This window comes from Lentzea sp. NPDC006480, assembly GCF_040611995.1.
In the GTDB taxonomy this organism is placed as follows: Bacteria; Actinomycetota; Actinomycetes; order Mycobacteriales; family Pseudonocardiaceae; genus Lentzea.
This window is the reverse complement of record NZ_JBEXPJ010000093.1, coordinates 18357-32736: the sequence shown is the minus strand read 5'-3', so window position 1 is coordinate 32736 and position 14380 is coordinate 18357. Positions and strand designations below refer to the sequence as shown.

Genomic DNA, 14380 nt, shown 5'->3' with positions numbered 1-14380 from the left:
GGAACTCGGAGGTGTGCGTACCGGTCAACGCGCTCCCGGACGTGCCGGCGCCGGTGTCGTTCGTGGACGGAGCGGGCGTTGCTACCGGCGGCGTGGCTCCGGTCGGGGACATACCCGGAACCGAGGGAGCAACCGACCCGAGCGTGGCCGTCGTAGTGATGGCACTCGCCCCTGGCACCGCGACGGCCGCTGTGGGCGACCGCCCGTCATGCACTGCCGGAACAACGTCGGAACTCGCTGCCCACCCAGCCGGTGCGGCCGCCGGCGTCATGTCGAGGGGCTCGACGAACTCCGCGCTGACCGCTTCTGGCGTCAAGGCTTCAGGCTCGACGACCTCGGGCCTCTCAGCCTCCGGAGTCTCGGCCCCCGGCGCTTCCATCAGCGCCGCAACGTCCTCACCCGGCGTCACCGCCCAAGGTGCGACCGACGAGTGGTCCTCGCGCTTGGGCGCCCACGACTCCGGTGTCGCCGCCGTCGTCGTGTCGGAGGTACCGCCGACACGGCCGTCATCGCCCGACCCGGTCCACGGCTCGTTCACCCCGCCGAGCAGGCCAGACGAGTCCGGCCGCTCCGCGGCGGTGCCACCTGGCTGGCCACCCACGCCCGAAGGCGGAGGCATCATCGGCACACCACTTAGCGGCACCTGTCCACCAGCCCCGGCCGACGGCGACACCACCGACGGGTTCGCCAGGTCGGCCGCAGGCGGCAAGCCACCACCAGGCAGCTGGAGTCCTTCGCCCCCAGGCACCTGAAGGTCGAGCGGCGTCGACCCGCTGGAACCGGGGTCGCCGGTCGCCCAGTCCTCCGGCTTGAGCGACGGCGACGACAGCAGTTCACTGGGGTCAAGGGTTTGCGGCGCAGCACCTTCCCACGGCTTCTTCTCGCCGCCGAGCAGACCGGACGAGTCCGGTCGTTCCGCGTTGGGGCCACCTGTTTGACCACCCATACCCGCAGGCGGCGGCATCATCGGCGCACCCGGCATTTGAGCACCGTTGTCACCACCAATACCCGTCGACGGCGGCGCGGCCCAATCCTCCGGCTTGGTGACCGGAGGATTGACCCCACCTGGGTCGCTGAGCGGCGGCGAGCCCGCTTCCCACGGCTTGTCGATGCCGCCGAGAAGACCGGATGAGTCCGGCCGTTCGGCGCCCGCACCGGGTCCGCCACCACCCGTACCCGCGGGCGGCGGCATCATCGGCGACGGCGGCACGGCGCCACCGAGGTCGTTGGGCAGGTTGGTACCGGGCGGCCCCTCGAGGGTGAGTGGTGGAGGCTTCGGCAGGTTCACGTTGTCGCCGCCCGTACCACCGTCGTTGCCGGTGGCCGGCTGGTTCGTGGAGAGGGCAGGGGGCAGCTTGATGCCACCCCCGACACCACCAGTGCCACCACCGGTGGCGCCGGTACTGCCCGGAGGCCGAGGCACGGTGAGCGCCGAAGGCAACGGAATACCCCCTGCACCACCACCCGGAGGCAGCGGCACATCCAACGCCGCAGGCAACGGGATACCACCCGCACCACCACCGGCACCACCGGGAGGCAGCGGCACATCCAACGCCGCAGGCAACGGAATATCACCCGCACCACCACCGGCACCACCACCGGCACCATCGAGAGGCGACGGCACATCCAACGCCGCAGGCAACGGAATATCACCCGCACCACCACCGGCACCATCGAGTGACGGCGGCTGGTTGCCGTCGGCACCGAGCGGATCCGGCGTGGCGTTGAATTCGGCCGGGTCTGGCGGCGTCACGCTGTTGGTGTTCATGACGTACTGCTGTACGAGGATCCGGACGATCTTCTTCATGTCCTCGGTCATCTGCGCGACGAGTTCAGGGAAGTCCGAGATCCGTACAAGGCCGTTGGCCATCGTGACGCCGACGGACGCGATGTACGCGGCGTAGTAGCTGTCGGTCGCCGCGATGGCCTTCTGGGCCCACTCCAGGTAGTTTCCGCTGCTCCACAGCTGGGCTGGCACGTTGTTCGTGCCCACGATCTCGCCGCCGTTGATCTGCTCGGCCTTGGCCTCGAGCTTCGCGGCGAACAAGAGGTTCATCGAGCGGAACGCGTCGGCGGCGGGACTCTTCCACGCGCCGTTCTCACCAGCGAGTGCTTCAGTTTGCAGCCTGACGTTGTCGCCGACGTACTGAAGTGCCGCTCGCGCCCGGTTGAAGACCACGGAGGCATTGCGGATCGAGTCAGGGTCGGCAAAGGAGGGTGTGCTCGTCGGAACAGCCGACGCTGGCGCAACCGAGTAACCGATGACCGCGGCCCGGATCTGCTTCCAGTCCCAGCTCTCGAAGTCGTTGTTGTCGGTCAAGTTCGCGGTGGGATCCGCGAAGATCCCGCCGTTGGGACCGAGTTTGAAGCCGTCTTTGTCATAAACTCCTGGAGCCATCGCACACCCACACCTTTACTGAGGACAAGCCTTCCGGGCCAACTTCGTCTGGCAGGCACCGGAACCACGCACCGCCGAACGTGGTGTGTTCGGCCCGGCCGGCCGGCCCCGACTAGTCGAAACTGGTCAACTGGCCCCGCCCAGTGGCAAGTTGTCGACCTTGGCCTTCACGTTGGCCACCATCGACGTGAAGTCGCTGGCATCCATTGCGGCGAGCTCGCCCGCAGTCTTGTACTTCTGCGCGATCTCGTCGCACCGCGCCGCGACCTCGTTGATGATCGTCTCCGCTTCGACGAACACCTGACGGGTCGACGCGAGCAGCGTGGCCTCGTCCTGGCCGCCGCCCGCCCCGAACACCTTGGTCTTGAAATTGTTCGCGGCACCGAAGTTGCCCGGCCCGAAGCCCCTGGCCGCGAGGTCGTCCAGTTCCTTGATCGTCTGCGCGATCACCGGCAGCAACGCCCTGATGTTCTTGGCGTAGAGCGTGATCGCGTCGACGGAGATGACGTGGACGCCCTTACCCGGCGTCTCAGTGCCACCGGGAACGCTCGGCGCATCCGGGAACGGCGGCTGGGACCCCTTGTAGATGTTCCACGGGTCGCCCATCTGGGTGTTCTCGGTGTTAGGCGTCGAGTTAGGATCCGGCTTCGGCAGCGCCGGACCGCCCGAGTAGGTGGTCTCACCGTTGTGGTACCGGAGCTTCCAGCTGCCATCCGGCATCTTCGTGGCACTCTCGAAGTCCCGGTAGCTATGGCCACCGCCGTAGCGGGCACCGTCCGGCAGGTAGTGCACCACGGTTCCGGGTGCCAGGTCGGAGTCCGCCATTCACCACACCTCCTTCATCGTTAGGTCAAAAGGCTCAGTCACGAACCTGCAGCCGGGTGGACTGTCCACCAGACTGCAGGCCCGCACCGGACACCCGCGAACTGCCGAATGTCAGCTCCAACTGTCGGCGATGGCGGCCTCGGTCCGGCCCATGCGGTCGGTAATGCCAGTCAGGATTTCTGAACCGATCTGGAGCGACACGGGCATCGAGTTCGCGGCGTTGTCCCAACGCACCTTGTTCTCGTTGTAGGCCCTCCGTGATTCCGGGGTCTGCCAGCTGGCCAGCGACTGCACGAGGTCCGAGTTCAACGAATCCAACTCAGCTCTGATCCGAGTGTTGCTATCCATAATTTCGGCAGCGACCGAAGAGTTCACGCCGCCACTGTAGGTATAAGTGGGCTGCCCCATGCTTCGGTTCCCTTCTAGGTTCTGGGTACGCGAGTTGTGCGGGAGAAAACCGTTATCTAGAGACCGTTAAGGCCGGGGAACGCGCTGGCCATCCTGCCGGCGCCGTCCTCCGCGTCACCCTGTGTATCGGCGACAGTCTTGCCGACCTCGTCCGCACCGGACCGCATGGTTTCGATCATCGAGTTCAGCGCCGACCTGATGTCTTCAACGTTGCGGAACCACCCAGAGAAGGCCTGCCGATACGCGTCGGCTGCACTGCCGGTGAAGGTGCCAAACAGCCGGGAGATGGAGGCCTCGACCTCGCCACGTTCGGTGTCGACGAGCCGGAGTGTCTGCGTCATCCGATCCGCCGCAGCGAGCATTCCTTCCCTAGTTACCGAGTTATCGGCACCAGCCATCGCTACTCAACTCCTCAATGAATCTTACGACGTCGCCGGTAAATGCTCGAAAGGTAGCCAGCAACCACCGAAACATCGTTTTCGCGTGAACTGGACGAACAACCCGCCGAAGCCACCAGGTGCAGGCGGGCGACCACAGATGCGCTTCAACGGCGGGAGCGCTCTCGCTCCCAACTCGACTGTAACGGCGAGATGCAGCTCACACAAACAGCACTGCCCAGTTGTCGCAACCGCCTTGCCCTTTCAGACCTCAGGCGATCTTGCGGGTCTCGGAAGCCATGTCCGGAGCACACCTGCACCAGAACCAGATCTGCGCCACACCTCGTGAACATCTCATTTCGCAAGCGCGACAAATCGATTCTCACGCGTGATGACGGACGGAACGCAACATGTGCAGCGCCCAGTTCCGATCCTCCGGGTCGGCGAAGAAAGCACCGAGGCTCAACGCGGTGCCCTCGCGGACCACATGGGCATAGAAGTCGCGCTGCGAGCGCCCGTCGACAACGGTGTCGAGCCAGAAGGCGTGTGTGATGTCATCGGCCGTCGGGGTGATGAGCGTCTGCTCCTCGGGTACCTCCGGCGCACCCTCCAGCAGTTCATGCAGGAATTCCGCCGGCGAACGCCGCTGCTGGTCGGTCAGCACGTCGACGAATACCGAGCGACCAGCTGCACCGAAGCACCAGCTGCCGCCGTTCAGCCCGGCCACCATGCCCTCGCCGCGCTCGACGCTCCAGTGCCTGCTCACCCTGGTGCGGATCGCGACCGGCAACGGATCTGGGAACCAGTTCAGCACGACGTCGCGGTCCCAGGTCTCGGTCAGCATCCTGTGCAGCAAAGCGTGATCGGAGTTCACGATCGTCGGAGGCTCGTCCATCGCGCCGACCGTGGCCATGACCTCCGCACCGCGCAGTGCCCCGGTCCACGGCTTGAGTTCGTTGGCCAGCGTCCCGTGCAGAACCAGACCCTCCCAGGAAGAGTCGCGCCAGGCCGCGAACGCGCGTTGGAAGTCGCCATCGCCAACCTCCAGCCACGTCATGTACATCAACGTCGTGCCACCGGTGAGGGCGACCGGCAGCAGGGACCGCACGAACGTCTGGCCGTTCTCGAGGCGCAGGAAGGCGGCATTGGGGTCGGTCTCCTCGGACGCCACCGCGCCGTCGGGCATCAGCACAGTCAGATCGACGCGATCCGGGTTGTTGATCGCGGCGCCACAGCAAGCACACTGCTCGACCGGCGGTGTTGTCACACAGGCGAGAATATTTCGTCGTCGTCATGGGCAGAGCCGCGATACTGGCCGAGATGACCGAAAGGCCTCCCAATCACGCCCGTTCGTACCGAGTTCAGACAGAACTCGGATATTCTTCATCATCAACAGTTGAGCTGATCTCTCAGGACTCCCACTGAAGATGATCTCCGCAGCCCTGGACTCCACGTGTTTGTTCATCGTGCCGTCCCCCACGGGTCACGCGCACTCGCTCGCACCTCGGCCGCCTGTGCTCGCAGAGCGGTGTGAACGCGGTACCCCTCGCCGTGAGGTGCCCGCGCTCGCCCGCGATGACGGCACCCTCCTCGCCGCCGGCTACCCCTACCTGGCCAAGGTGATCGACCTGCAGGCCGAGCAGGCACCGGACCTGCACGATGTCCTGCGCCAGGCCAAGACGCCTTGCCTGCGTTGGACTCCGCGCAGCTGATATCAGTGGGCTGGAACAGCCTAAGATCGACCTTGAGCTTCCGCTCCGGAGCGCTGTGGTCAGCGCTGCCCGCCGAGCGTCGCCACAGGTGTGGCCAAAGAAGCCGGTGCGCCACAAGACATCCGCATGTGAAGGGCTACACAGGTAGATCCAGAGCTCGCCGATCGGCAACAACCCCAACGCCACCGCGAACCCTCGGTGGATTCAGCAGGTCACGTCACGACGCCAACCCTTCACACGGTCCGATCGCCGCACGCCCCGCAGACAACGACTGGGCATCCGAGGGAAGCTGCTCCAGTGGCCGCACGGACTGCGGGTAATGAAACAGTCCGCTCGGGTCGTACTCGCTCTTGATCCGCGCCAGGCGCGGATAGTTGCTGCCGTAGTACGCATCCCACCAGCGAGGCAATGCCGGATCAGGGAAGTTGACGAACGATCCAGTCCCCAGATGCGCGCTCATGTCGCGCCGGACGCCGGCGATCCACTCTGTCGCTCGCGATGAAGCCTCCGGGCCGTCCTCAGTCGTCCAGCGATGCGTCGCGGCGAGGACGAACAGAGCGTCGCGGTGCACGAACGCTGTCGCATCCGGTGCCATGTCCTGGTCCGCGCCTCCCATTGCGAAGAACGACACCGAAGCACCCGACCTGCTCGAACTGCCAGGCCAAGCATGTAAATGTGCTACGACCCGCGCAGCATCTGTCGCGCGCATCGGAATTCGAGCCACCACCGAGGTCGTCATGAACGGATCCGAGGCGACTTCATCGGTGAAGTAACGTTGCGCCCCAAGGCCGTCGAGCTCTGCAACGTAGCTGGAAGTCGGCCTCGCGACACTGGTTACCCTCGTCAAGATGGTCTCCAGGTTCGACCGCGGCCCGTAGTACCAGCCTTCCGCGTACAAGGTGACGTTGCGAGCCGCCCGCTTCGCATCACGCCCCGTTGCCGTAGCGCCGAACTGAGCTGCAAACGAGTACCGAAGCTGGGGATCCGTGATCAGGTCCTGCATCGCCAACAGCACCTCCTCGGCTTTCCGGCCGTCGAAGGCAAGTCTGAACACGGTGACATCCGGTGTGGGGCACAGTTGGTAGGTGAAGGCCGTGCTGATCCCGAAATTGCCACCGCCACCACCACGGCTGGCCCAGAACAGATCTGCGTTGGAGTCCTCGTCGCAGGAGAGAACCTCACCTCCAGCGGTCACCAAGCGCGTCGCCAGCAGGCGGTCCGACGCCATGCCAAGGCGTCTGGTGTGCAGGCCCAGTCCGCCGCCCAGGGTGTAGCCCGCGATGCCGATCGTGGGACAGCGACCGAACGGCAGTGTGAGTCCCGTCGACGCCAACGTACGGAGGAGATCACGATTGCGCGCGCCTGCCTGCACAGTCACCGTCGCGTTGCACAAATCCACTGCGGCCTGGTCGAACATGTCGAGGCGCATCAACAGGCCACCAGTGGTGGAGTATCCGGCGTAGCTGTGCCCACCGCTGCGCGCTACGACAGGGACTTGGTGTTTGTCAGCCCACCCGAGCACTGCGGCGATATCCGACTCGGTTGTCGGTAGCACGATTCCATGGGGTAGTACGTGTTCGTATCGCGTATTGGCTGGAGCGGCAAGGGCACCGAACAAGGAATCCGGGGGCCGCACCACACGGCCTTCGATCCGCCTGGTCAGATCCGTCCAGGCGGCGTTACCGACCTGACGGACTTGTGCCGACGCCAGAGCTCGTTCACCGACGACCCTCATCTCGGGGCCTCATGAGCAGCTGTGCGTCGAGCATTTTTCAGGCGACAGGGCTTCAGCAGCCCCGTCACTGGCTGCTGCCCCACTGTTCCGTCAGCCAGGCGCGGAGCTGGTCGGTCCAACCACGCACCTCGGTCTGCCGGTCGAACGCCAGCCCCATGCCGTGCGGACCCTGTTGGTAGAGCTCGTACCGGACGGGTACCCCTGAGCTGATGCAAGCGTCGACGAACAGCTGGGAGTGTGTGTACGGCACGATCGTGTCTTCACGAGTTGTCCAGATGAACACAGGTGGGTGCGTCGGGTCGACGTTCAGCTCGTTCGAGAATCTCTCGCGGAGATTTTCCGGAGCATCAGGAAGGCCAAAGAAATTATCGACGGAGCCTGCGAATGCGCCGGGTTGATATCCTTCCACGAAGGATATCAGCGGATAAGCCAAGATCACGAGATCTGGTCGAGCGGAGATCGTCTCCGCCAGTTCGTCGTCGTAAAGCGCAGGGAGTTCAGGCTGCGTACTCAGGAGCGACGCGAGGTGTCCGCCCGCAGAGTACCCCAAGACGCCCACACGATCCGGATCGATGTTCCATTCTGCAGCACGTTGACGAACCATTCTGACCGCTCGCGCCGCGTCGGCATAGTGCGCCGGAAACGCATCGGCAGCACCTTGCGTCCGGTAATCTACCTGAACCCCCACCACGCCTTGAGACGCGAGCCACTCGATCGATCCGGCACCACTGCCCGCCGACGTCGCGTAGGCCCCACCCCGAAACACCACCACCGCCGGGGTCGGTGCGGATGAAACCCTTTCAGGGAAGACTACCGTCAAGCGGGGATGCTCGTGCGGTAGCCACAGCGGCACTTCAACCGTCCTCTGATGCGCGGGCCGAGGCGCGGTTGTTTCGGTCTTCGCCGCAACCCTGTCCTCGATGAACTGTCGATAGCCGGCACGAACTTCGGCAGTGCCTGCGATGATGTGACCGCCAGCGTGCTCAAGGATCACCGGACTGGTGAATCTCGATGCGAGATCAAATGACAAAGGCGGAGGAACGAGGAAATCGTTTCGCCCGACGATGTGCAGCGATGGAACGTCGAAACTGTCCTTCGACTGGTAAAGCTGTGCATGATCGGGATCAACGCTCGGGAAGCCGCTGATCACCACGGCAAAGTCGAACTGGACGGGACGTTCCGCAGTAGCGTTGCCACTCGGGGCCCGAAGGCCCGCCAACAGCCCCGTGAGGGCCGCTCCTTGGCTGAACCCCAGCACGCCGTCGAACGGCCCTTGCTCGGCGAAGAGAGTGGCCAGCCATTCGTGTGTCCGCCCCCAGCCCAGGTAATGCCGTGATCCGCTGACTCCTGGATCCTCACGTGGGGACGAGTTCGGCGTGTCGACCGCATGCCACCAACCGAAGTCTCCCGATGCTCGCGCAGGGGCGTCGACGAGGACGTAGTCGACCAACGACTCCGTGCCTGTGATCAAAGGGAGCAACTGGCTGCGCAAGACTGCCGCCGAGCCGTGGTAGCCGTGCAGGCAAAGAACACGAAGCTTCCTTGCAGGTTGTGTCATGAGGACTCTCGCAACGTCACTGGTGGCGCAGAGAGCGACGCCAGCCGGATACATGAGGTTTCAGAGCTGTGATGACCGAGAGCGCACCTACGCGAGTGGCGTCCCTTGGAAACATCTTCCGGAGCCGAGATCGTGGCACCACAACTGGGGAGTGGGCCCGGGGAAACGGGTCGAAGTGCCCTGAAGCGCCTCCGTGACTGCCCGCCTGACCCAGAGCATGAGGCGAGAACTTGTCGCGGGCAGACGAAAACTGGTTCTCTGAGCCGCAACTTGCCAGCGCGAAAGGACCACTGGGATTGCCCCATCTTCCCTATCGAGGTCGATGAGACCGCTGCGCCGTCGATGAGACCGTTGCGTCCCAGCGGCTTCCCGTCGCGGTGGTTGCCCCGAGGACAATCATTGCTGACAGCACACCGTGTCCAGGGATCGCGAGCAGGCTGGGAGCCAGTTCGCGCACCCGCTTGCGCAACTCGCGCTCATGCGCGTTGATCTACTCGGTCAATTCACCACAATGGACGGTCATCTCGAGAGCGGTGCGTGCCGTCAGGCCGTCGAACCTGGCCGGTCTGGTGACAAGATCTTTGATGACGCGGTAACGGCGCAGGTTATGAAAGCGACGGGGTCGAGTTCACGCAGGTGCCGGCGCAGGCGCTTGATCAGCTCGACGCGCTCGACGACATTGGTGTGCCACCGCACGTTCGGGCCGCCAGCAGATCCAGCTCCGAGCGACGGATGACAGGGCGGCAATCCTCCAACGAGGACCGCGCGCCAAGGCCGCGACCTGCCTGGGCCACCAGCTTCGCGTGGTCTCCACGGGTATTGCCCACTATCCGCTCGGCCAGCTTGCGACCAAACCATCGGCAGCCATCAGCTTGTGGCTGTTTGTGGGCGTCCACCCCGATCACGACGTCGTTCATCTCCGCGTCCTCTCGCAGGGACCAGGTGACAACCACACGACGACGAGCACGTGTCCATCGGAACACGAACACCGAGCAACTCCGTGATCAGCACACAACATGATCAACCACCGAATGATCGTTACGGAAACCGCGCCTGATCCGGGCTCAGCCCAGGTCCTGCGGCTCTAACGAAGGTGTTCGTGAATCGCCTCGTGGTTGATCACATGGAGGCGTGGTTCGTGCGCGAGAGCGGCGATCGCCCACCTCCGGTGTTCGAAGGTGGGCGATCAGTCCTGCAATCGATCAGCGCACAGCGTCGATGCAACCTGTGCAACCACTGGTGGGCGACGCCGCGGAGCTGCTCGGCGGTGAACTCGAACTGGCAGGAGGTGTGACGGTCGTCGTCACCGGTCCTGATGCGACGGTGTCGGTATAGCTAGCTGGCGGAGGAGGATCCGTCGTGCGCGGTGGCAGTGCAGACGTGGCGGTCCGAAGCGGTGGTTGCCTAGGAGACGAGCCTGATGAAGAGGATCTAGTGGACGTGACAATGGATTGGGGTGTTGACGCGACAACGGATTGCGTAGTACTCCTCCGGATCAAGCTGGGCCGCTCAACGCTTCGGCTCGCAGGCACCACGCGGGGAGAGCTGGTGTCGGTATGGGGCAGGCTGAAGAAAATCCCGAGGCCTATGCCAACGGCGACAAGCACAGTGGTGACAGATAGCGCCACCAGAGGAAGGCGCCGTCGATGTGCACCAGCGGACCGCGTGGTGTGCTCAGACGTGGGCGTCTCTTCTGGCATGGGTGTCAGCCCTGACCAACGGTTGGCGGCGGCCCTGGCTCAAAGTCCGGATCCGGAAAGTTCCTGTTGAGCGCCGCCTTCCACGCGCCCGAGGTGATCATCTTTTCGATGGCATCGTTGATACTTCTTCGTCCCTCGTCGTCGTTCTTGCCCAGACCGATGCCGTAGCGCTCCTCGCTGAACTTGCGCCCGACCAACCGCAGCAGCTCGGGGTTCTTCGCCGAGTAGCCGGCCAGGATCAAGTCATCGGTCGTCACCGCGTCCACCTCGTTGTTCAGCAGCGCGGTGACGCACAAGTCGAACCGTACGTACTCGACGAGCTGGACGCTCGCCGCATACTGCTGTCGCACGCGTTCGCTCGATGTCGTGCCCGTCACGCTGCACAGCCGTTTGGAACTCAGATCGCTCGGCCCGGAGATCGACGTCTCTTCCTGGCGCACCAACAGGTCCTGCCCTGCGATGTAGTACGGCCCCGCGAACGCCACGCGTTGCTGCCGTTCCGCGGTGATCGAGTAGGAGGCCACAACGAAGTCGACCTCACCTCGTTCGATCGCAGCTTCGCGATCAGCTAGCAGCACTTGCTTCCAGGTGATCGACTTCTCCGGCACCTTGAATTGCTGGGCGATGTATTTCGCAACGTCGACGTCGAATCCGCGAACTGTGTCGTCGGCCAGTCGCTGCCCGACCCCAGGCTGGTCGAACGTGATGCCAACACTGAGGTGGCCCTCCATGCCGTGTTCGAGTATTGGCGAATCAGTTTCGGAACGACCGCAGGCCGAAATGACGAAGGTGACTGACAGTGCCGGCAGCAGAGCGGCGAGTATTCTTACCTGCGTTGGCAAAATTTCTCCGGAGGTAGGAATGAAACTGCTCCTTGATTGCCCAGAGATTAGATTGTGAGGTCATGCTCATGACTGAGCGAGCGTCGTTAGTGCGCTGTTTTGTGCCTTTAGAGGCAGAACCGTCCGAGGCTAACGGGCGGATGTTGCTACGCTATTTGACTTGCTGTGCCTCAGGAGTGCCTCATGAAGCCAGGCTCGCCTTGGCCGTGCCGGCCGAGCCCCCCATCGAGCGGTACCTCTCGTCAGACCTCATCGGTAGCACTCCGGATGTCCCACTGTTTCAGGGTCCCCTGAGCAGCAGGACAGTTCGGGTAGCGTTCGATGGCATGAAGGGCCGTGGAGGCAGCGGAGCCACGCGGGCCGTAAGGATGGCGGTTCTACTGACGTGGTGATCTGCTGGGACCGCCGCGGTGAGGACGTCGTTGGCTACTTCGACGAGTTCGAGGTCGAAGTATTGCGCGGATACGCAGAATGCCTGCTCCGACTGCTGGACCACCGTGTCGCCACATACACGTCGGTGGGTGACTCGCTCATACCCAGCGCGACAACGACAGACCCGCGCCTCGCCGCGTTGCTGCGTGCCGAACTCGGGCCAGACGAGCCAGATTGGGCGCTCGCCTGCCTGGAGGCAGGCTGCTTCGCGAGGGTCGCCATTCGCGTCCTGGAGCACCTGGACACGCTGCCCCCGTCTGGCGGTCTTGTGCGGCTCTCGTCGGAATCGCTTCCCCGGTGGCTGAGTGTGATCCACCTGTACGTGGTGGTGATCGTTGCGATGACCGACTACGAGGGCTGTGTGGTGGGGATACCTGTGGGGCCGACTATCGAATGGCTCATCGATATCTCCTCCGGCTTGGAATCACTGGGGGCGGTCGACTTCACGCAGAGTCCGAACAGGACCGCGTGGTGACGGGACACTCTCTGCCTGACCTGCAGGGAGATCAGTGGCGCACGGATCGGAACCAGATGTGTTCACACTGCGCCGGCATTCTCGGACAGGTCGACCAGAACCTGTCGCGCCGCAACAGGTGTGTGCACTTGGTTCGATCTGGCAGTGTGCGAACCGTTTCGTGCTGGGTACACGGCACCGCCGAGCAGTTACAGTGAAACGAGTGCGTCCACCTGTGCGTAGAACAAGCCGTGCTCAACCGCAGCTGTCTGTCATGTCCCGGAGGTAGAGGAAGCCGAACGGGTGCTTCGTTGAGTCGATGAGTGTCAGTTGGTTCGTAGTCCATCACGGGATTGTCGGCGACTAAAGGCTTTGCGCTGCAAAGCAAAGCCTTTAGTCGCGCTTGTCGCCGTCGTGATGATCACTCCCACGGATAGGCTGATCACCCTCCGAGGCAACGTACAGCAAAGTTGGCCTCAGCCCTCGGCATTCTAAACCACCGCGTGCCCTCATCCGCAAGGACGCTGCAGCATTGCCCGTCCGTACTGGCGTTGGCGCAGAACAGGGCAGTGACCGGTGGTGTCTACCGTTTGCCGACACTGATACCGCCCACTGCTGACGACATGCCGTTGTACTGCCCAATCCGAGCTGGGCACGACCCGTGGCCGCCGCACCCATGCCCAGCTCAACGCCTCGACTGCGACAACGAGCCCATGGTCTTGCCCTCGGACCACGTTGGTGCTGTTTGCTGCTCACAGAGGCAATGCCTGATCGGAGGGCAAGCCAGTGGTCGTTTTTGGTAGGCCGGGCCTAATTCTTTGGATGAGCCCAGCCACCCCCCGCCGAACACTCGTCTCCGCCCCAGCCGTTTGGCCCACAAACCCTGAACGCAGTAACATCACGTTCAAGACTACGGGACGATGAACTGTCGTGGTCGGCGTAAAGCTTATGCATGTTGTAATCGTCTTTCAGGAAGTAGTCCACATGATCCCCCCTGCCTCGGTTGTAGACCCAAATCCAACTCGTCACCCCACCGCCCTCATTATTGTTGTTGACCTGGGCCTCATAGTAACCGAAGCCCCGTTTCGAATACACGGACACTGAGCAGACTGCGGGGCAGCTGTAGTCAGATTCGTAAGCCGATGCGGACACACTGATGCTCAGCCCTGCGGCCAGCGAGGCTGCAGCGATGGCCAATCGAGTCAGTTTAGCTACCTTAGACTTCATTGAATACCTTTTCGGGAATTAAGGTGCGACTGTCGCAGTTGTCAGTTCACAACCATTAGGCGTCGACCTGGAGGAGACTTGACGTCGGCCCGCCGCTTCGGCAGGCGTCGAGCCTAGCTGAAACAACAATTACCGGACCGATGAACTGTCGCGCACAAATTAGGCCACAATACTGCTGCGGACAGCATTCCACCGTCAAGATCTGGAATCAATAGGTGTGAAGCATCGAGCGGCAAAGGTGCACTCGATTGTACCCTTTGAAACCGCCAGACAACGCCGACTCATCACTCTTTGTCGGAGTTTACCAGCAAGCATGATGCTGCCTCGGCATGTCCATCCTGTTGTCGACGACTTTGTCCGAGAATTCTCTGGGCTTCTTTCGCGAGGAAAGCTGCGGCCTGTTTGAGGATCTCGTCATCGTCGCGCCGCTGTTCTCCGCCGCGGCGCGGCGGGCTCGGTCTCGTCGCTGTTCAGCCAGTCGTCGCGGGTCACGGCGTCGCGCTGCCCTTCCGGTCTTCGAGGTGGGCTCGCTGCAGCATCACTGGATTGTGGAGCCTCTGAGGCCTTCCGAGTAATCCTTTGTGGGGTTGTTTGATCAAGCCTTGTTCGTCATGTGGTGCGGCCGTGTTCGTGGGGAAGCAGGACTAGGGCGGCGGCGCCTACGCAGCCGAAGCGTCAGGGGCGCCCGCAGCAGCGGCGCAGGACCTTGAAG

10 protein-coding genes and 1 pseudogene are annotated in these 14380 nt (G+C 63.4%); 2 read left to right on the top strand and 9 right to left on the bottom strand.

The window, feature by feature from the left end:
• The 5 genes and pseudogenes from ABZX92_RS29800 to ABZX92_RS29780 all read right to left on the bottom strand — a co-directional run.
• A pseudogene (locus ABZX92_RS29800) lies at window positions 1-2398 on the bottom strand (hypothetical protein); the annotation flags it as partial.
• A 126-nt stretch (window positions 2399-2524) separates the two neighbouring features.
• On the bottom strand, window positions 2525-3223 hold the full coding sequence (locus ABZX92_RS29795) for a hypothetical protein (protein ID WP_355566413.1): 699 nt from the start codon (window positions 3221-3223) through the stop codon (window positions 2525-2527).
• 111 nt (window positions 3224-3334) lie between these two features.
• On the bottom strand, window positions 3335-3598 hold the full coding sequence (locus ABZX92_RS29790; RefSeq protein ID WP_355566410.1) for a hypothetical protein: 264 nt from the start codon (window positions 3596-3598) through the stop codon (window positions 3335-3337).
• Between the two features lie 89 nt (window positions 3599-3687).
• Window positions 3688-4029: a WXG100 family type VII secretion target gene (locus ABZX92_RS29785; RefSeq protein WP_355566408.1), complete on the bottom strand. Its 342-nt coding sequence runs from the start codon at window positions 4027-4029 to the stop codon at window positions 3688-3690.
• Between the two features lie 361 nt (window positions 4030-4390).
• Window positions 4391-5275: a DUF2199 domain-containing protein gene (locus ABZX92_RS29780; protein ID WP_355566405.1), complete on the bottom strand. Its 885-nt coding sequence runs from the start codon at window positions 5273-5275 to the stop codon at window positions 4391-4393.
• 160 nt (window positions 5276-5435) lie between these two features.
• On the opposite strand from ABZX92_RS29780, the gene ABZX92_RS29775 reads away from it, so the two are divergent.
• Window positions 5436-5720 (top strand): hypothetical protein, encoded by a 285-nt coding sequence (locus ABZX92_RS29775; protein WP_355566403.1) that lies wholly within the window; start codon window positions 5436-5438, stop codon window positions 5718-5720.
• 217 nt (window positions 5721-5937) lie between these two features.
• On the opposite strand, the gene ABZX92_RS29770 is transcribed toward ABZX92_RS29775, so the two are convergent.
• From ABZX92_RS29770 to ABZX92_RS29755, 4 genes are all read right to left on the bottom strand, one after another.
• Window positions 5938-7455 (bottom strand): FAD-binding oxidoreductase, encoded by a 1518-nt coding sequence (locus tag ABZX92_RS29770; RefSeq protein WP_355566400.1) that lies wholly within the window; start codon window positions 7453-7455, stop codon window positions 5938-5940.
• Window positions 7456-7519: 64 nt separating this feature from the next.
• Window positions 7520-9013 carry an alpha/beta hydrolase fold domain-containing protein gene (locus ABZX92_RS29765; RefSeq protein ID WP_355566397.1) on the bottom strand — a complete coding sequence of 498 codons (1494 nt, stop codon included), beginning with the start codon at window positions 9011-9013 and terminating at the stop codon, window positions 7520-7522.
• A gap of 656 nt (window positions 9014-9669) precedes the next feature.
• Window positions 9670-9930, bottom strand: coding sequence for a hypothetical protein (locus ABZX92_RS29760; protein WP_355566394.1), 261 nt, complete (start codon window positions 9928-9930; stop codon window positions 9670-9672).
• Between the two features lie 788 nt (window positions 9931-10718).
• Window positions 10719-11444 carry a glutamate ABC transporter substrate-binding protein gene (locus ABZX92_RS29755; RefSeq protein ID WP_355566391.1) on the bottom strand — a complete coding sequence of 242 codons (726 nt, stop codon included), beginning with the start codon at window positions 11442-11444 and terminating at the stop codon, window positions 10719-10721.
• A gap of 499 nt (window positions 11445-11943) precedes the next feature.
• On the opposite strand from ABZX92_RS29755, the gene ABZX92_RS29750 reads away from it, so the two are divergent.
• The gene (locus ABZX92_RS29750) at window positions 11944-12462 is read left to right on the top strand and encodes a hypothetical protein (protein ID WP_355566388.1); all 519 of its coding nucleotides are present in this window, start codon (window positions 11944-11946) and stop codon (window positions 12460-12462) included.
• Window positions 12463-14380: the final 1918 nt, after the last annotated feature.